Below are 17,581 nucleotides of genomic sequence, written 5' to 3'. Positions count from 1 at the left end.
ACAATATGACAAGTACCTGCGTAACCGAATACGAAATGGACATAAGGGGATGGGTGTATGAACAATATAGCGTTGATTCAGAGCAGGCTAGAGCAAGCGATCGAGCAGCTGGAGGCACGGTTCCTGGAACGGGAGCAGCTAATCCGTCTCTTGCTGCTAGGCGTAATGTCCGGAGAGAATGCACTGCTGGTCGGCCCGCCGGGCACGGCCAAATCTCAGCTCGCCCGCGCAGTGGCCCAGCTGTTCGGCAACGGACGCTGGTTCGATTATTTGCTGACCCGGTTCACGACTCCTGACGAAATGTTCGGACCCGTTTCGTTACAGATGCTGAAGCAGGATCAATATGTACGCAAGACGGAGGGCTATTTGCCGTCAGTCGATTTTGCTTTCCTCGATGAAATTTTCAAGGCGAACAGCGCCATCCTTAATGCACTGCTGTCCATCTTGAATGAACGTATATTTTTTAACGGTCAGGAGAAAGAGAAGACCCCACTTCGCTTCCTAATCGCCGCCTCGAACGAGCTGCCAGAGGAGAACGAGCAGCTAGCCGCGCTGTACGATCGGTTCCTGATCCGGTATGAGGTGGACTATCTGAAGCAGCTATCGAGCTACGAACAGATGTTCCAGTTGCCAGAGGAACCGCTTCAGCCGCTGCTGTCACTGGAGCAGGTCGAGACGGTGCGCAGTGCCGCCCAGCACGTTCACCTGCCCGAGACGCTCATCTATATGCTGTACCAGCTCAAGACCGCTCTTGAGGAGAAGGAGTACAAGCTATCGGATCGGCGCTGGCGCAAAATCGGCCACATCTGGAAGACGTCCGCCGCCTTGAACGGACGTTCGGAAGCGAACGTCTGGGACACCGTCTTCACGCCTCACCTGCTGTGGGACTTGCCAGAGGATTACAGCGTTATGAACGAGCTATTCCAGCAATGCTTCCAGGAGACGCTGAAGGCGGAGAACGAACGGGAGCTGCCGCTTCGCCGTTATGATCGGATCGCTTCCCATTGGCTCGCGAAGCAGGATGAGCTGCATGCGTTCCAGTTCAAGAAGGAGGTCGGCGCACGACTGACCCAGGAGGAGCAGACGAAGGCGAAGGACAATCTCGAGTCCTGCAAGCTGGAGCTGGAGGAGACGGCACGCGAGCTGCAGGGCAAGCTCATTCAGTGGCTGCAGCGTGAGAAGGACTTGCCTGGCTATATTCGGAATCGTAACTTCCTCGTGCTGCATAGCGCGCATTACGCGGTGAAATATTCGCAGCTGCGTATTCAAGGCGAGCGCACGCTACAGACGCTGCAAGGTCTGTACCGGACGCTGTTCGACCGCGAGCTGCCTGGCATCGACTACGATTACACCTTGTAGGAATGAGGTCACTCCTATGATCATTCGCTCAACACGGGTCGATCGCTACGTATTCGACGGCTATGTCACCTCCTCCCGATCCGCCCAGGAATGGATTCGCCAGACGAAGACGCGCACCGCCTGGTTCAGCATCGAGCTGTTCGCCGATTTCTATTTCTGCTTCTTCCTCGCCAAGCCTGAGGAGGATGCACACGCGGAAGCGACGCCGTTCCATCGGTGGCTTGTGCGCGAGCTGAGGAAGCAGCTTTTTTACCGCAATGTACACCCGGTGACGATCGGTCAAGTGAACGCGTCGTTCCGAACGGCGCTCAAGGCGCTCATGTGGCTGACCACCACGTTCGAGGAGGAGATCAAGCGGCGGCGGAAGGAAGAAGAGCAGCTTCGCACGATCGGGCTGAGCGACCGTAAGGCGCAGCAGGGTCTAGAATCGACGCAGGTGCAGGAGCAGCTGTCGGACAAGCAGCTGGAGAAGCTGCGGCTTGTCGGGTACACGCTGCAGCTCGGGAAGAAGAATGTGGAGGATAAGCAAGCTGCTCTCGATGCTAGACCTCTCGTCGCCGCAGAGGTGCAGTCGCTCAAGGAACGCGTCCGCACGCTGCAGGAGGAGATGCGCACCGACTTCATGCGCCGTGATAAGCTGCGTCAGAAGCTGGCTAAGGCCGAGCAGGAGCTCAAGGAGCGCGAGAAGCAGCTGGAGCGGATACGCAAGAAGGAGCAGGACGTCATTGCCCAGCTCGAGGAGCAACTCGGAGGCTGGCTGAATGAGGCGCTGCGCCATTCGCTCAAGCGCGAGGAGCACGACGCGCTCGAGCTGGCGGAGCTGATGCAGGCGAGCCAGCGCGTGGCGAACAGGCGCTGGGGCAGCGATCTCGGCCGGCTCCAGCGGCAGCAGTTCGCTGACTTCATGTTATGGGTAGAGAAGCTGAAGCGATACCCCGACCTGCTCGCCTTCCTGCAGGAGGTCGGCCGGAACGTACAGCAGCTGAAGGCCGTCAGGCGTAAGGTGCGCTCCACTCGCATTCCGGAGAGCTACGACGATCTTCGGCAATCCGCAGACATCGCGCACATGCTGCCGAGCGAAGCGAGTCTGCTGGCCGATCCCGACTATGAAGCATACTTCATGGTTCGCTGGCTGGAGAGCAAGCTGCTCAGCTATAACATCTCCGGCTCGTCCGAGGAGCCGGAGAAGGGACCTGTCATCTGCATGCTCGACACGTCGCATTCAATGCGCGGCTCGAAGCTCAGACTGGCGCAGCTGTTCATCGCCACGTTCGCGGCGTTCAGCCTGCTGGAGAAGCGCGACTTCCTGCTGCTCCTGTTCGGCGCGAAGGGCGAGCTGCTCGAGCAGCCGCTCTATTGGCGCAAGCCGAACTGGACCTCCTTCTACGCGCTGACCCAGCTCGCCTTCGGCGGCGGCACGCACTTCGACGCGCCGATTCGCCGCGGCATCGAGCTCGTCGGCTCGCAGCCCGCTTACCGTGACGCCGACTTCGTCATGGTGACCGACGGCGTCGGCGCCATCTCGCCGCCAGTGCGCGAGGCACTTGCCGTGCTCGGGGAGAAGAAGCAGGTGCGGCTCCACTCGCTCATCATCGGCACGGCCAGACAGCATCTCGCACAGCGCTACGACATTCTGGGCGTGTCCCATCAAGTGCGGTTCGCCGCGACTTGGGAGACGCAGCAGCAGCATGAGCTGCTGCTCGATGTGTTCAAGACACGCACACGCGTGTCCATCGATGGGCGACAGCAGAAGGGCGGCAAGCGCGAGGAACACTGACGCCCCGAGCTCGCGGAACACTAGCAACGACAAGCAAGCCGCAGGCTGTGCTTCGCTTCTACTGAAGCTGAGCGAGCTGTGCGGCTTTTTTCTATACTAACTGCTAGGTCGATCTCCGTGAAGCCTTCTCGGAAGCCCCCACCTTCATCAACGACAGGCCTGCTACGAAGACGACTGGGATAACACCACCTATCAAGTTCACAAACGGCCAGACGGTTGTCACCTTCTCGGCAAACTGCGCTTCGTTACTGAACATCGTCAGGCTGAGTATGAAGCTGCTTATCGTAATGGGCATCACCAGGAGCCGTCCGTCGCGAACACCCGTCAGCTGGCTGCAAGCGAGGTTCAACACATATAAGGCAATGGTTACCTTCATATAGGAGCCGATAACAAGAGAGATGCCGATCACGGACTCAACGCGATCCACGAATTCCTGAATGCTGATTAATCGGGCGATTTCGAAGACCGAATATTGAAGCTCTCCGGCAAGCGGCCCGAAGCTCATGATGGTGCAGACCGTTGAAGCCAACAGGCTGAACACGTTAATAGCGAACACCGTGAGCACATATGGCGCGAGCTTCATGGATCGGCCACTGTCGGCAAGCGGCAGCAGCATCGAGAAGATCGTGATCTCCGCATAAGGGAAGCCGAATGTGAAGTACGCGCCATGCAGCACTGGCTTCCAGCCATCCTCCAGCACTGGGAGCAAGTACGACGGATGGTAATGAGGAATGGTCAGGATGAGAACGGCAAAGCTAAAAAACATCATCAGAAACACCAACAACACAAACATTCGGCCGATGACTTCAAGTCCAGCCCGAGCGGTCAGCGCCGCAGTCAGCAGGATGAGACCGTTGAAGACAAAGAGTGGTGTCTCCGGCATCATCGTCTTCGTGAAGAACGCTCCGATGTCCAGCACGATCCAAGTGAGCATGATGAAGACGTAGATGACAAAAGGAATGGCAAGCAGCGAGGCTGTAACCGTCCCAGCCCGGTACCTGCACACTTCAATCCACGTCTTGCCAGGATTCCTTCGGATCATGAACAGGATGAGCAGAAGCAGAAGCAGCCCACATAAGCTTGAAAGGAGCAGGGACAGCCACGCTCCGTTCTTGGCGAACCCGATCAGCGGGCCCGGAACGTTCATAATGGCTGACCCGGTCAGGAAGGCAAGCAGCAGCGCGGCGAGCTGCTTGGAGCTGATCTTATTCCTCATGTGGATGCCTCCTATTCCAATTCGATTCGAGCATAACAGCCTTATCGATGACTGCGAACACATTCACTTCCGCTTCAGCCACTCCACGATAGGTTCGGACGGTCCGCTAACCGTAAGGTCCAGCAGCTCCTGGAACTGCGGCCAGTCCAGATCCCCTACATAGATAATACTTAGATATAGGAATAGCGTTGTGATCGCTCCATACACAAGACGATCCCGCAGCGACGACTGCTTGAGCAGCTTGTAATCGCTAATGACAGGAACAACAACGCATAGAATGACGACGATGATCTGTTCAATCAAGCTAGTCCTCCTCCCTCTTCGTTGCCTTGAACGAAGGAGCGCCCTTGAGCATCCCAGTGCCTGTCACTTCTGTCTCTACCTCAATGTCGAACACAGCCTTGGCAAAATGCTGACCCCACTCGTCCTTCAGCTTCTTCCACTGGTTCGGGTCATGGGCAGCAATGAAGTTGCCGAGCTCGATCGCATCGATCTGCTGTTGCTGCAGTCGGGTGAGCAGCCTGTTCGCGTTCCGCTGCAGCGTCTTGTTGACCTTCTGTGAGATCTGCATCTCTTCCTCGGAGGTAAGGGCGCTTGAGCAATGAAGCTCGCCCAAGGAGCCTCTTATCTTGACTTGCAGCTTAACCTCAAGTCGGTCCCCTCCAAAGCTAGGCTTCATCCGAGATGTGGATTGACGTATTTCAAACGACTCCTCAGGCTTTCCTGCACTCGAGCATGGTAAATGAACAATTCCGCTCCGATATTTGTTCGTGAGCAGCAGCAGCAGCTCCGTCTCCGAGGGCTTCATGATCGGCTCCACCAGCAACCCATCCTTCAGCAAGGCAACGCCTGCCAGTACCGTCGTACTCGGCTTCTGAGCTGAAATGTACATATAGGGCACCTTCGCTGTTTGGGAGGCACTCTTCAGCTGAATGAGCACCTCAAGCAAGGTGCTCTCTAACGTTTTGCCAGTGTAGCGATAGGCTGTTTCGTTAATTTCCTTCAGCTGCTGGCCCATCGTATTCTCGATAATCGGCTTCACCTCAAGACTGTCACGCGCTAATCCTTGAGTCACGAGGATCGATATCGTACTACGCGGCTCATGATCTCTGAGGAGAAAGTCGAGCAGATTGCCAACATGTATCCGCTTAGCGGCCTCTTCTCCGATCATCACAACTCGCAGATGGCTCCATTGCGCCTTACGGCCCAGATGGATCGGGATGTCCCGTACCGCCTCGAATACGGATTGCCCGGTAGTGCGAATATTGATCGATGAGCCGCCCGGCCTCCCTTCGTTCGTCTGGCCGCCGCCGGATGGATTATAGAAGTGGGTGACAAGCTCTACGATCCCCTTCTCGTTCACGTCTATCGCCAAGGCTTGTGCGAAGCCGCGCTCGGTCAGCTCAAATTTGCTCCAGCAGCCTGGGAGCATGCAGACGAGCAGCACGACGGCCCATATTCGAATCACGTTGGCCCCTCCTCGCTGTAACGGCTCGCATATCGACGCACGTTCCGATTCCGGGGAGAGCGGAGCAGCAGCTTCAGCGGATATCGGATGAAGACATCGCGAAATTGTCGAAGCTCCAGCGGTGCCATCCCCGTCAAGTACGGCTGGCCTAGGCTGCACAGACAGGTCAAGTGAAGTAAGATCAACAGGGAGCCGATCATCAAGCCGAACCCCCCTAGCATCGCCGACAAGATCATGAGCGGGAATCGTAAGATGCGTAGCGTCACGGCCAGGTTGTATTGTGGCAAGGCGAAGGATGCGATGCCGGTAGCTGCAACCACGATCACCATGATCGGCGAAGCAATCTTCGCTTCAATCGCGGCTTGTCCAATGACGAGTGCTCCTACGATACTAACAGCCGATCCGATCGGCTTCGGCAGTCGAATCCCCGCCTCACGCAGCAGCTCGAAAAAAAACTCCATCACCAGCGCCTCCACAATCGCAGGAAACGGAATCCCTTCTCTCGCGTCCAAGATAGCCAGCATGAGCACCGTTGGCAGCAGCTCCGGATGGAACGTCGAGAAGGCGATATACGTACTCGGTAACATCAACGCAATATAGAAAGCAACGATTCGGAGCAGCCGCACGAGCGAAGCATGAATTGTACGCTGATAGTAGTCCTCGGACGTCGTGAGGAATTCGACGAATAGACCAGGTGCGATGAGGATGGAAGGCGATCCTTCTGTCATCACAATAATTTTGCCGTCAAGTAGAGCAGCGACAGCTGCATCCGGCCGTTCGGTATAGCGAAATTGTGGAAAGGGAGAATACGTCGAGTCCTCTAGCAGCTCCTCAATATAGCTAGGATCGGTAATTTCATAGTCAAGCGCCTTCTTGAGTCTTGCTTGGAATTCAGCCAATACGTCTGGCTGGACCGTTCCCTTCAAGTATCCATAAGCTACCATTACCTTAGTCGCATCTCCAGCTTTATGGCGCACTAGCTTGAAATCCGAATTTTTGAGACGTGACCGGAGCAGGCCGATATTCGTCTCCAGGTTCTCAACGGTTCCTTCTCTGGGACCGCTGACGCTCGGCTCATTAATTGGCTCGCTGATCGACCTGTTCTCCATCGAATTGGCATCGTAGCTGATCGCAGCCTTCCATCCATCGACGAAGATGACGAGGCTTCCCTTCAATATATGTTCAACCGCTGTATCGAAGCTATCTAGCACCTCGACAGTCCTCTCGGATACTCCCGAATGCTCGTAGAATCGAATGAGCTCCTCAACCGTTACATCCTCTGCGGGTCCAAGCTCGTGCGGAATTAAGCTCTTCAGCGTTTCCTTCATATAATTCGGTTGGTTCTTAGGAGCCAGCGTCTCGAAGCCTGCGGATATTGCCGAGCAAGACATGTCAGACCCGAATCGCCACGACTTCAATGTCAAATCTGCACAATCGGCAAATAGCTCCTCCAGCTTCTTCTTATTGAACGCAAGCTGAGCGGATATCATCTTATGCTTCGCCATCCCTTCGCGGCCTTGTGGTATGTTTTCACATTATTGGCGATATACGCAATAATTATGTAAGTGAGCCGCAGACGAAATCGATATAAGCGCAGCTGGAGCTGGAGGGGCAGCACAAATAAGCCTGTGATTCGTTCGATCAACGAATCGCAGGCTTCTCTCTATTCTAATAAGGCAGTGCGTCTAATAAGGCAGCGCGGGCTCCTTCTCCTCCTCGCGCACCTTCTGCTGCAGACGGTCGACGAGCGATTGCAGCGACTCCGGCATCAGCAGCTCAATCGGCGAGATGCCCTTGTCGAACTGGAGCGCATCGGCCTCCATTAGGACGACGTATCGGCCTCCCAGCTTCGCGATATGGAGGCGGTCACCGTAGTCAGCGAGCAGCGCACGGACGGATAGGCTGCCGCCGAGATTGATTTTCATCTCCAGATCCGGCTTCTGCTCCACCATGATCGACGTAGCCTCAACGACCTGGGCCTGCTCCCACTTCTCCTGCAGCTCCCGCTTCTCACTATGCGCCCATAGCTCGATCTCCTCGAGCTCGCGTTCCTTCGCTACCGCATCGTCCTCGTACACCTGTTCCACATATTGCTGCACGAAGCCGAGCACCTGCTCGTTCATCAGCTCGGGCACTGACTTCTCATACTCGACGAACTTCAGGAAGTCCTCGAAGTATCGCGCATGCGACGACTGATGAATCTTCAGCTCCCAGTTCTCCAGCATGCCCGGCTCCGGCATATGCGGGTACATGATCGACTTCAGGTTCTTCGCGCTGATCGCCATCTCCACCTGATTCAGCAAGCTGCGCTCATCCGTAATTCGAGCAATCTTCTGCTCGAAGTCGCACTTGAACACGAATAGGAACGGCTCGTCGAACAGCTCATTGAGTCTTGCCCGCACGATGAACATCGCGCCGCCGCGAATCGCGCTCGCCTCCATATAAGCCGTCACCAGCTCATCTGCGTGACCCATGAAGGCATCGGCCGATTCCGCAATACGTAATCTCGCCAGCAGGTTGTAATTCGGATTCGAATCGAGGTCGTAGCCCGGTTCGACGATGAAGCGTCCGATCTTCGTCGGCACCTGCTCCGCCTTCGGATGACGCTCAGCCTTCCGCTTCGCCGTTCGCGCGAATTCGCCCTCCAGGAAGGCGTGCAGCTCGCTGTCCGCGTAATCTTCCCCGTCCATCGTCTGGAAATGCTTGCTCCGCTTCCCGCTGGTTCCTTCCTCCCCATCCACCTGTATAACAAAAAACGATACGTAATCCACGTCAAACTTCATCCGGTGCGCCCCTTCCGTCCCGTTAATCCACGCGATCATCCGTTCGATCTATCTAGCATGCCGATCTATGAATATAAACCGAACTCTAGTATACATCATCGAACAGCGGATAGCCTAGTGGTAAACAGAGCGAAAGTGACGCATATGAAACTACGGCGCTGGAGCCGCAATGACGCCGCAGACGATGCGATCGCCGGAATTGCCAGACGGGGACGTACGATGATCGTCCGCATGCTCATGGATGACTATAGCCGTGCCGCCTTGCTTCTGCAGCGACCGCGACTCGCTTGGGTTCTGCAGCGATCGCGGCTCGTCTGCTTTCTGCAGCGACCGCGGCTCGTCTGCCTTCTGCAGCGACCGAGACTCGCCTAGGTTCTGCAGCGATCGCGGCTCGTCTGCCGTCAGCGTAAGCGACCTCGCGACAAGCTCCATCGTCGCTTCGCCCCTCGCATCCGCGATCAGATTCGGCAAGTCTCCAGCATGATGCCCTTGCTGATTCTCAAGACCGTGCTCGTGCCCATCCGGATTGAAGTGTCCGCCCGCAGACTTGAATTGCGGTGGCTCACATACGCCATTCTCATGGATATGAATACCGTGCGCGCCTGGGGTGAGCCCGCTCACCTTCAGCTGCAGCTGGACGCCCTCCACGGTCTCCGTCAGCACCGCATGGCCCGCTTCGGCTCCTTGCTGATTAATCAGCTTCACCTGCACCGACCTCGACGTGTCAGCAGCGGCGTCTGTGGCACCCGCGACTAACGCCTTCTTCTCAGCAAGCTGCTCCGCCTCATGTCCATGCTGCTCGCTTGAGGCGATACGGCTCTCTGTACTCCACGGCAGCTTGCTTCCTCCCGCACAGCCACCTAGCACACCTAACATGACAATGACAGCCATCGCAGAGCTGTACACTCGATAAGTCCTCATCCTCGTTCGCCTGCCTTCCGTCTTCCTCTACAGATGCTACCTGACTATAGCTTGAAGCAGCATCCCAATAGCAGTATAGACGGCCAGCCAGACGGTTAAACGCGCTTGAACGGATTACGCCACTCCATCAGCATCGCATAGTGTCGCGACTCTTCATCGTCGAGATAATTCGCAACCAGACACACCGGCGTTCTACCGCACCGCAGCAGGAAGGTAACGACCGGGTCCTTCAAGGTGCCCGCAAGCACCTTCTCCATATATTGCTCGGGTGTTAGCTTATCGGAGTGAGCCGCGTAGCCGGGCATGCGTCCGCCTCCGAGCAGCCGATCCAGCTTCAGCTCGACCACGACCTCGTAGAGCGACTGCATCAGCCACTTGCCTAGTCCAAGCTTGCGATAGGCTGGTCTGACGCTAATGTCGACGACATAGAGCGTGTTGCCATCGTCCCGATGGTTGCGGATGTAACCAGAGTCCGTGATCTCCTCCCATGTATGTGCAGGGTGCTCCGGCTCGTAGTGGACACGCAGACTCGTAATCGACGCTACCGCCTCCCCATCGATCTCCACACACAGTGCGCCTTGCGGGAACCGCGCGACATGCTCGCTCAGCTGCTCCTTATTCCACCACAGCTCCTCTGGGAACGGCGGCGGGAAGCTCTCCTGCTGAATGCGGATGAGCGCATCGAAGTCCGCCTCCGAATAATTGCGAATGACCGCCTTCACCGGACGAGACTGATCGAAGACGTACAGCTCCTTACGGTAAGCACACACGTCGTATCCCTCCCTCAACACTAGTAACCATCCACAGCGTTATTCACAGCTCACAGGCAGATCGGCGTTTACACGTCCCGACTCAGCTCCAGTCCGTATACAGATCAACGCGGCGGTCGCGCCACGTCGTCACCGAGCCCTTCTCCCTCACCTCGTACAGCAGCTGCAGATCGAGGTCTCCCGTGATCACCATGTCATCATTGATCTCCCCTACCGTCATCAGCCCCGCAGGCGGAAAAGGCACATCGTTCGGCGTAATAATCGCCGCCTGCCCGTAATTGCCCCGCATGAAATCAACCGTCGGCAGCGAGCCGACCGTCCCCGTCGTCACGACGAATACTTGGTTCTCGATCGCCCGCGCATGGCACGTATACCGGACGCGGTAGAAGCCGTGACGGTCATCCGTACAAGAAGGACAGAAGATGACATCGGCGCCGCGCGCCTTCGCCATCCGCACGATCTCAGGGAACTCGATATCATAGCAGATGAGCAGCGCCACCTTGCCCTTGTCCGTGTCGAACACCTGCAAGGAATCGCCCGCCCCCATGCTCCACTCCTTCACCTCAGTCGGCGTAATATGCAGCTTCCGCTGCGTCACAATTCGGCCATCGGGATAGAACATGTACGCGGCATTGTACAACCGCCCGCCCTCCTCGACGATATGCGTCCCGCCGATCAGATGCATGCCTGTCTGCTGCGCGAGAGTGCGGAACAGCGTCTCATAGCGCTCCGTGAAGCTCGGCAGCTCCGTAATCGGCAGCGCCTGACGCGGATGACCCGGCTGTCCAATCGACAGCAGCTGCGTCGTGAACAGCTCCGGGAACAAGACGAAGTCCGCCTCGAACTCAGCGGCTGTCTTCACATAATGCTCAACTTGACCTGCGAACTCCTCGAACGATGTGATCGTGTGCAGATGATATTGAACGGCAGATACTCTAAGCTTCACGACCTGAACCACTCTCCCTCTGATCGGTGTGCGCTTCCTCGATATTAGCTTCCTCTGAATACGTCTCTTCAATGGGGTCAAAAAATAAGATGTGCGGCTTCTTCACGCACCATGTCGTCATCGAGCGCATACGCTCGACATACACCGTCTTCAGCGGCTCCAGCTGCACCGCGTGCAGCCGTTCCGTCAGTCGATGCAGCATCGGTGCATCGACGAGGAACCGCTCGCTCCCATCCGGCAGCGCGAACCTGCGACTGCCCTGTGGCACGACCTGGTCCTCGATCCCGATTGTGGACGCCAGCCGTACGAACAGTAGTCCTCCCGGCTTCAGCACGCGCCACAGCTCCGATACCATCGCCTGGAAGTGTGCTTCGTCTTCAGCGAAGTGCAGAACTGCGCACGCCAGTACCGCATCGAACCTGTCATTCGCGAAGCTCAGCTTGTCGAGCGGCTCCACCCGGAACCGCTCCTCGCGCTCGCGCTCGCTCAGCTTCTCCGCCTGCCTTCTTACCGCCGAGATCGCTTCAGGCGAACGGTCCACTCCATATACCTCGTAGCCTTCCCGCAAGAAGTACACGAGATTGCGTCCCTCGCCGCAGCCCGCGTCCAATATGCGCATACCCGGAGCTAGCCGCCCCTTCAGCAGCTGATCAAATAAATAGATGTCGATCGGGCCAAACTGCTCTCTCACATTCATGCTTCCCGCTTCACTCGCTTCCAACTCTTGGCTTTGTCGATCATTATACCACCGCGGGCGCGTGAACTCCATGAGGAAGGTACGACTGGGCGATTGAAGCAGCCCATTATACGAACTATGACAGAAGCTGTCAATAATATGTGATAGGATATAAGAGTATTGCGATAACCTATGAAGAGGAGCTTGTTCCTAATGAAGCCTATATTGAAATCGATGAACCGCCTGCTTATCGTCGGCACACGTCAACAGCATGAGCATAGCGAGAACGGCCCGATCCCGACCATCGGAGAGCAATGGTCTACTCTATCTCCCCGCTTAGCCGAGATCGAAGGGTTCCACGGCATATCGCTCGGCATCTCCTGCTTCTCGGACGTTGCGGACAGCCGCTGCATCGACTATGTGGCAGGCGCTCTCGTCGAGACGATGCCGGAATCGATCCCGGACGGGATGCAGGCCGCCGAGCTGGCACCCCAGATGTATGCTGTCTTCACGCATCAAGGTCCATTAAGCGGACTGACTGCAACGTACGGTCATATTTTTCATTGGCTCGCTGCCAACGGAGAGTACATGCAGGTGAACGCGCCCTCCTTCGAGTGGTATGACGAGCGCTATACGGGCTTCGACCATGTAGACTCCAGCTTCGACATCTACTCCCCAGTCCAGCCGACAGGCGCTGTGCAATAGCGCCTCTATATCCCGTAGGCGTCCTTCAGCCTCGTAATCGCCTGCCGCATACGCTCGACGAGTGCGGCAGGCTGTTCGATGATGGCATCCGCACCGAACGTGATGAAATATGAGACGAAATAGTCCGCCTGCTCCTCGTTAATGCTCAGCTTGAGCAGCCCCGACCCATCTTCAGCTAGCTCCAGCTCCTGCTTCACCCGCGACTCCCAGCGGCACCTTCTAACGCCCTCCGGTGTCATACGAATCATTACGTCCATGAGCTGGGTGCCATTGCCGCCAATCTCCTGCAGCAGCTCCTCCTCATTCGGCGGCTGAAGCCAACGCTCAATAGGGAATTCGTCAATGCTGATCGTCGGGTGATCATCCGGTGTCCACTCCACCTGCACGAATCGATCCGCGCGAAACAGCCGATACTTCTGCTTCACGAAGCAATAGGCCGGACAATACCAGTATCCATTCTGGGAGTAGACACCCAGTGGTTGAATAGCACGCTCCTTCGCTCCGTCCCGAGAATCGTAGACGACCTGCAGCGGACGCTTCCGCAGTGCTGCCTCCAGCAGCAGCTTCAAGTACGGGACAGTTGCATGCCTCTTCGGCGTCCAGAATACGACTCTTCGCCGCATCTGATCAATCTTCTGCTTCGTATCGTCGGGCAAGTAATAGTAAAACTTGTTCAACGCGCTCGTCGACTCCTCGTTGAATGGAAGAGCGCCGTAATGCTGTAGCGATTGATACGCGAAAAACATCGCCACCGCCTCCTGCTCGGAGAACATGATCGGTGGCAGCAGCCGTTCGTTCAATACTCGATAGCCTCCGTTCGGACCGTACTCTGCATACAGCGGTAAGCCCAGCTCATCGAGCACCTGCAGGTCACGCATAATCGTTCGGGTAGATACCCCGAATTCCTCCGCCAGCTCACGCACCGTGAATCTCCGCTTCTTATTGACGACAATCATCAGCTCCATTAGTCGCTTCGACTTGGACATGCGCAGCGCCTCCTTCTTATTCATCATTATACCGGATATCTATGACAAGATCTGTCGTAGTTAGTTCGCTGCCATAAATGCTGACCTAGCGAACCGTTATGTTGTGGCAGCATGGGGCAAAATGTGGTACAACAAATAGAACCGTATGAATAGGTTAAGCCGAAGCATTAGCATGTGCTGGAAGGAGCGCTATTCCCCTTGAAATCACTCGTACTGGCAGAGAAGCCTAGCGTCGCGAAGGAAATCGCCCGTGTGCTAGGAGCCAATCAGAAGCAGAAGTCTTACTACGAAGGACCATCCTACGTCGTCACCTGGGCACTCGGTCACCTGGTCACGCTAGCTGAGCCGGAGGATTACGACGCGAATTATAAAGAATGGCGACTCGAGGATCTACCTCTCATCCCGCAGCGGATGAAGCTGAAGCTCATACGCGAGACGACGCCGCAGTTCAAGGCGATTGCGGCGCTCGCCAAGCGGAGCGATCTGAGCCAGCTCATCATTGCCACCGATGCTGGACGCGAGGGCGAGCTGGTCGCCCGCTGGATTATGGAGCAGATTCGGTGGAGCAAGCCGTTCAAGCGACTGTGGATATCGTCGCAGACCGACAAGGCGATCCGCGACGGCTTCGCCTCGCTCAAGCCAGGCACCGCGTACAACGCGCTCTACCGCTCCGCCGTCTGTCGGGCCGAGGCTGACTGGCTGATCGGCCTGAATCTGACGCGGGCGCTGACGTGCAAGCACGGCGCCCAGCTCGCCGCAGGCCGCGTCCAGACGCCGACGCTCGCCCTGTTGATGGAGCGCGAACGGCAGATTAAGTCATTCCAATCGCAGGACTATTGGCTGCTGCGGGCAGACCTCGGCTCGTTCCAGGCACAATGGCGCGGCAAGGAGACGCCGGACGGGCGGCTATTCGATAAGACGCAAGCCGAGAAGCTGCTGGAGCGGCTTGCGTCGCGCTCAGATGCGAAGGTCGAGCAATTGAAGAAGACGGAGAAGCAGGAGCCCCATCCGCTCGCCTACGACTTGACCGAGCTGCAGCGTGATGCCAACAAGCGGTACGGCTTCAGCGCCAAGCATACGTCCAACGTGCTGCAGAAGCTGTATGAGCAGCACAAGCTTGTGACGTACCCGCGCACCGATTCCCGATATTTATCCTCGGATATCGTACCGACGCTCGGTGTTCGTCTTAAGGCGTTACAGGTTCAGCCGTACAACGAATATATTAAGCCACTGCTGACGAAGCCGCTTCCGGTCACGAAGCGTCTTGCGGACGACAGCAAGGTAACCGACCATCACGCGATCATCCCGACGGAGGAGCGTCCGTCGATGCACATCTTAACCGCCGACGAACGCAAGCTGTACGATCTCATCGTCAGGCGGTTCATCTCATTGTTCTATCCGGCCTATCGGTACGACGAGACGGCCGTTACCGTGAGCATCGGCGGTGAGCTGTTCCATGCCAAGGGCCGCATCGTCACCGATAAGGGCTGGCGAGCGCTGTATGCCGATGCAGCTTGGAGCTCGCGAAGTGACGACGAGGACGAGGAAGCCGTCCGAGAGGAGGAGACGGAACCGGGGCAGACCCTGCCGCCCTTACAGCAAGGGCAAGCGCTGAAGAGCTTCAAGCTGGCGCTGCAGAAGCAGCTGACGAAGCCGCCTTCACGGTACACGGAGGCTGCGCTGCTCTCCATCATGGAGAAGCATTCGCTCGGAACGCCTGCCACGCGCGCGGATATCATCGAGAAGCTGCTCGCAACCGACACGATCGAGCGCCGCATGAATACGATGCAACCGACGGGCAAGGGTGCTCAGCTGATCGAGCTCGTCTCGCCGGAGCTGCGCAAGCCTGAGCTGACCGCGGCATGGGAGCAGGAGCTGCAGCGCATTGCTACGGGTCAAGGCGACGCCGACGCCTTCATGAGCCGCATTCGCAAACAGACCGAATCGATCGTGCGCGAGGTGAAGAACAGCGATGTCGAATACAAGCCGCATAACTTGACGAGCTCCCGCTGTCCGGAATGCAGCAGTCCGCTGCAGGAGATCAAGGGCAAGCACGGGAAGCGACTCGTGTGCAGCAGCCGTGAGTGCAGCTACAAGCGAGCGGCCGAGGCACCCCTGTCCAACAAGCGGTGTCCGCAATGCCGCAAGAAGATGGAGATTCATACCGGCAAGGCAGGTAAGTACGCCCAGTGCCGTCCCTGCAATGTGATCGAGATGCTCGGCGAGAAGTCCGAAGGACGAGGCGGACGCGCCGGTCAGCGCCAGCAGGCCGAGCTAGCCAAGCATTACAGCGACAATGTGTCGCTCGGCTCTTCCTTAGAAGAGGCGCTGCGAGCAGCGATGAACAAGAAGGATTAAATGGAAGAAAGCCCCAGTAGAGATCCGTAGGATCCAGTCTGGGGCTTGTTTTTGTACAAATATACGCTATGGTGTAAGCTCAAGCTGCACATGCTCGCGGAAGTAGAGCCGCAGCTGCTCCTTCTCCGACTCGGTGAACTGATATTCGCAGTCGCGCCCTTCATCCTGAGCAGCTATGTCGACGAGCAGCCCATCCGCTGTACAGACCAGTAGCGCACCCAGCTCCGTAATCGACTCCGGCACGAGCGCCGGGTCAGCCGCCTGCAGCTGCAGCTCGACATCGTACCAATGCTCGTCTCGGCGCTCCATTCGGTGTCCAAGGATAGTCAAGGTAAGTTCGACTACATCGACACTGCCATATGTCATCATGACGAGCCCTCCTTCAGCGCCTTGCTGCTCTTCTTCTCAGGGAGTAGCTCGTCCAGCGCAAGCTCCAGAATCGGATAATTGTACTGAAAATTCCGCTGGATGGCTACCGCAGGGAACACGCGTTGACCCTTCAGCAGCAGCTCGGACATATCCCCGAACATCAGCTTCATCAAGAACGCCGGCGCCGGCACCATGAACGGCTTACCAAGCTTACTAGCGACCTTGCGGCCGAATTCCTCGTTCGTCACACTTACCGGACTTGTCGCATTGACAGGCCCCTCCAGATCCTCCTGCTCGATACAGAACTGGATCAACCGACATAGGTCGGTAATGTGAATCCACGATATAATTTGCTTACCGGTCCCTACTCGCCCGCCAAGACCAAGCTTGAATGGAGTGACCATGCGCGGGAAAGCGCCCCCGTCCTTACCGAGCACAAGTCCAAGACGAAGCAGCACGACGCGTGTGTCTGCAATAATTTCAGCTGCAGCCTCCCACTGATCGACGACCGAGGACAAGAAGTCATCCTTCTTCCACTCGCTCTCCTCAATGAATGTATCGTCGTCGGAGGTGCCGTAGATGGCAATCCCCGATGCATTAATAAGAACCGGTTTATGTTCTAAGCGCTCGATCCACGAGCTGACGGCGGCCACCGCGTCTAATCGGGACTGCAGAATGCGCTTCTTGGCCTCTGAGGTCCACCGCTGATTAATCGACTCACCGGCCAGGTTGACGATCGCATCTACGCCATCTAGCGGCTGCACGCGCTCCTCCAGCTCAGCATAAGTCGTATATCGAATGAGTGGATGCTCCGATTTTTGCTTTTGCCTCGAGACGACGACAACCGATATTTTTTGCTGCAAAAAATGTTGAATCAAGTGCTTGCCGATAAAGCCAGTTCCGCCCGTAATCGCTACCTTCATGTACATGCCCCCGCTGTTCCTCATAGACTGATGTGATGTCCATTATATACGAAATGAGAGCGAATGAAAAATGCTCCACACCTACGAGAACAGCTCGCTCTTACATTCGGCTCTGAGCACTTCATGTTTAAGGTTGAATATCCATAATCGGGGAAGTACAATAATGGTAAGCATAGCAGTCCTTACCACGGAGGTTGTTCCAATTGTACCCTACTCTAATCGAAGCAACCGTGGAGCTCTTACACGATCAAGGCGCTATTCAGCTATACCGCGGCACCGAATCCGCTTCCGGGCAGCTTCGTTACTTCAGCGCTTGTGTCAAGG

The 17,581-nt window shown here is 56.7% G+C and carries 16 protein-coding genes; 4 read left to right on the top strand and 12 right to left on the bottom strand.

What is annotated here, in order from left to right:
• Positions 1 to 57 precede the first annotated feature (57 nt).
• Positions 58 to 1,359, top strand: coding sequence for an AAA family ATPase (locus PAE68_RS12160; protein WP_281887366.1), 1,302 nt, complete (start codon positions 58 to 60; stop codon positions 1,357 to 1,359).
• A gap of 16 nt (positions 1,360 to 1,375) precedes the next feature.
• Positions 1,376 to 3,136: a vWA domain-containing protein gene (locus PAE68_RS12155; protein WP_281887365.1), complete on the top strand. Its 1,761-nt coding sequence runs from the start codon at positions 1,376 to 1,378 to the stop codon at positions 3,134 to 3,136.
• A 103-nt stretch (positions 3,137 to 3,239) separates the two neighbouring features.
• Here the strand turns inward: PAE68_RS12155 and PAE68_RS12150 are convergent, their stop codons facing one another.
• The 9 genes from PAE68_RS12150 to PAE68_RS12110 all read right to left on the bottom strand — a co-directional run bounded on the left by PAE68_RS12150 (position 3,240) and on the right by PAE68_RS12110 (position 11,937).
• Positions 3,240 to 4,352, bottom strand: coding sequence for a GerAB/ArcD/ProY family transporter (locus tag PAE68_RS12150; protein ID WP_281887364.1), 1,113 nt, complete (start codon positions 4,350 to 4,352; stop codon positions 3,240 to 3,242).
• 63 nt (positions 4,353 to 4,415) lie between these two features.
• Positions 4,416 to 4,655 carry a hypothetical protein gene (locus PAE68_RS12145; protein ID WP_281887363.1) on the bottom strand — a complete coding sequence of 80 codons (240 nt, stop codon included), beginning with the start codon at positions 4,653 to 4,655 and terminating at the stop codon, positions 4,416 to 4,418.
• Between the two features lies 1 nt (position 4,656).
• Positions 4,657 to 5,820, bottom strand: a complete 1,164-nt coding sequence (locus tag PAE68_RS12140) for a Ger(x)C family spore germination protein (protein WP_281887362.1) — start codon at positions 5,818 to 5,820, stop codon at positions 4,657 to 4,659.
• Positions 5,817 to 7,325: a spore germination protein gene (locus PAE68_RS12135; RefSeq protein WP_281887361.1), complete on the bottom strand. Its 1,509-nt coding sequence runs from the start codon at positions 7,323 to 7,325 to the stop codon at positions 5,817 to 5,819. Before PAE68_RS12135 ends, PAE68_RS12140 begins: the two co-directional genes overlap by 4 nt.
• A 180-nt stretch (positions 7,326 to 7,505) precedes the next feature.
• The gene (locus PAE68_RS12130) at positions 7,506 to 8,603 is read right to left on the bottom strand and encodes a DUF3900 domain-containing protein (RefSeq protein ID WP_281887360.1); all 1,098 of its coding nucleotides are present in this window, start codon (positions 8,601 to 8,603) and stop codon (positions 7,506 to 7,508) included.
• Positions 8,604 to 8,753: 150 nt separating this feature from the next.
• Positions 8,754 to 9,524, bottom strand: a complete 771-nt coding sequence (locus PAE68_RS12125) for a superoxide dismutase family protein (protein ID WP_281887359.1) — start codon at positions 9,522 to 9,524, stop codon at positions 8,754 to 8,756.
• A gap of 95 nt (positions 9,525 to 9,619) precedes the next feature.
• A complete protein-coding gene (locus tag PAE68_RS12120) occupies positions 9,620 to 10,294 on the bottom strand; it encodes a GNAT family N-acetyltransferase (protein ID WP_281887358.1) in 675 nt (224 codons plus the stop codon).
• Between the two features lie 82 nt (positions 10,295 to 10,376).
• Positions 10,377 to 11,240, bottom strand: a complete 864-nt coding sequence (locus tag PAE68_RS12115) for a carbon-nitrogen hydrolase family protein (protein ID WP_281887357.1) — start codon at positions 11,238 to 11,240, stop codon at positions 10,377 to 10,379.
• On the bottom strand, positions 11,230 to 11,937 hold the full coding sequence (locus PAE68_RS12110; RefSeq protein WP_281887356.1) for a class I SAM-dependent methyltransferase: 708 nt from the start codon (positions 11,935 to 11,937) through the stop codon (positions 11,230 to 11,232). Before PAE68_RS12110 ends, PAE68_RS12115 begins: the two co-directional genes overlap by 11 nt.
• Before the next feature lie 192 nt (positions 11,938 to 12,129).
• On the opposite strand from PAE68_RS12110, the gene PAE68_RS12105 reads away from it, so the two are divergent.
• Positions 12,130 to 12,621: a GyrI-like domain-containing protein gene (locus PAE68_RS12105; protein WP_281887355.1), complete on the top strand. Its 492-nt coding sequence runs from the start codon at positions 12,130 to 12,132 to the stop codon at positions 12,619 to 12,621.
• A gap of 5 nt (positions 12,622 to 12,626) precedes the next feature.
• Here PAE68_RS12105 and PAE68_RS12100 read toward each other — a convergent pair whose 3' ends face one another.
• Entirely contained in the window at positions 12,627 to 13,607 is a 981-nt protein-coding gene (locus tag PAE68_RS12100) for a helix-turn-helix transcriptional regulator (protein WP_281887354.1), read from the bottom strand.
• A 198-nt stretch (positions 13,608 to 13,805) separates the two neighbouring features.
• Between PAE68_RS12100 and PAE68_RS12095 the strand changes: the two genes are divergently transcribed.
• Positions 13,806 to 15,965: a DNA topoisomerase III gene (locus PAE68_RS12095; RefSeq protein ID WP_281887353.1), complete on the top strand. Its 2,160-nt coding sequence runs from the start codon at positions 13,806 to 13,808 to the stop codon at positions 15,963 to 15,965.
• A 66-nt stretch (positions 15,966 to 16,031) separates the two neighbouring features.
• Here the strand turns inward: PAE68_RS12095 and PAE68_RS12090 are convergent, their stop codons facing one another.
• Positions 16,032 to 16,334 carry a hypothetical protein gene (locus PAE68_RS12090; protein WP_281887352.1) on the bottom strand — a complete coding sequence of 101 codons (303 nt, stop codon included), beginning with the start codon at positions 16,332 to 16,334 and terminating at the stop codon, positions 16,032 to 16,034.
• Entirely contained in the window at positions 16,331 to 17,257 is a 927-nt protein-coding gene (locus PAE68_RS12085) for a TIGR01777 family oxidoreductase (protein WP_281887350.1), read from the bottom strand. The genes PAE68_RS12090 and PAE68_RS12085 overlap by 4 nt, the downstream gene beginning before the upstream one ends.
• Positions 17,258 to 17,581: the final 324 nt, after the last annotated feature.

The organism is Paenibacillus sp. YYML68 (genome assembly GCF_027923405.1).
Lineage (GTDB): Bacteria > Bacillota > Bacilli > Paenibacillales > NBRC-103111 > Paenibacillus_G.
Note: the sequence above shows the minus strand (reverse complement) of the source record. Positions and strands in the feature narration are given on the sequence as shown.

What these genes read in the sequence shown, in the direction of transcription:
- PAE68_RS12150 (WP_281887364.1), bottom strand. Translation starts at nt 4,352, where the DNA reads ATGAGGAATAAGATCAGCTCCAAGCAGCTCGCCGCGCTGCTGCTTGCC.
- PAE68_RS12135 (WP_281887361.1), bottom strand. Translation starts at nt 7,325, where the DNA reads ATGGCGAAGCATAAGATGATATCCGCTCAGCTTGCGTTCAATAAGAAG.
- PAE68_RS12160 (WP_281887366.1), top strand. Translation starts at nt 58, where the DNA reads ATGAACAATATAGCGTTGATTCAGAGCAGGCTAGAGCAAGCGATCGAG.
- PAE68_RS12155 (WP_281887365.1), top strand. Translation starts at nt 1,376, where the DNA reads ATGATCATTCGCTCAACACGGGTCGATCGCTACGTATTCGACGGCTAT.
- PAE68_RS12090 (WP_281887352.1), bottom strand. Translation starts at nt 16,334, where the DNA reads ATGATGACATATGGCAGTGTCGATGTAGTCGAACTTACCTTGACTATC.
- PAE68_RS12125 (WP_281887359.1), bottom strand. Translation starts at nt 9,524, where the DNA reads ATGAGGACTTATCGAGTGTACAGCTCTGCGATGGCTGTCATTGTCATG.
- PAE68_RS12130 (WP_281887360.1), bottom strand. Translation starts at nt 8,603, where the DNA reads ATGAAGTTTGACGTGGATTACGTATCGTTTTTTGTTATACAGGTGGAT.
- PAE68_RS12110 (WP_281887356.1), bottom strand. Translation starts at nt 11,937, where the DNA reads ATGAATGTGAGAGAGCAGTTTGGCCCGATCGACATCTATTTATTTGAT.
- PAE68_RS12105 (WP_281887355.1), top strand. Translation starts at nt 12,130, where the DNA reads ATGAAGCCTATATTGAAATCGATGAACCGCCTGCTTATCGTCGGCACA.
- PAE68_RS12100 (WP_281887354.1), bottom strand. Translation starts at nt 13,607, where the DNA reads ATGTCCAAGTCGAAGCGACTAATGGAGCTGATGATTGTCGTCAATAAG.
- PAE68_RS12085 (WP_281887350.1), bottom strand. Translation starts at nt 17,257, where the DNA reads ATGAAGGTAGCGATTACGGGCGGAACTGGCTTTATCGGCAAGCACTTG.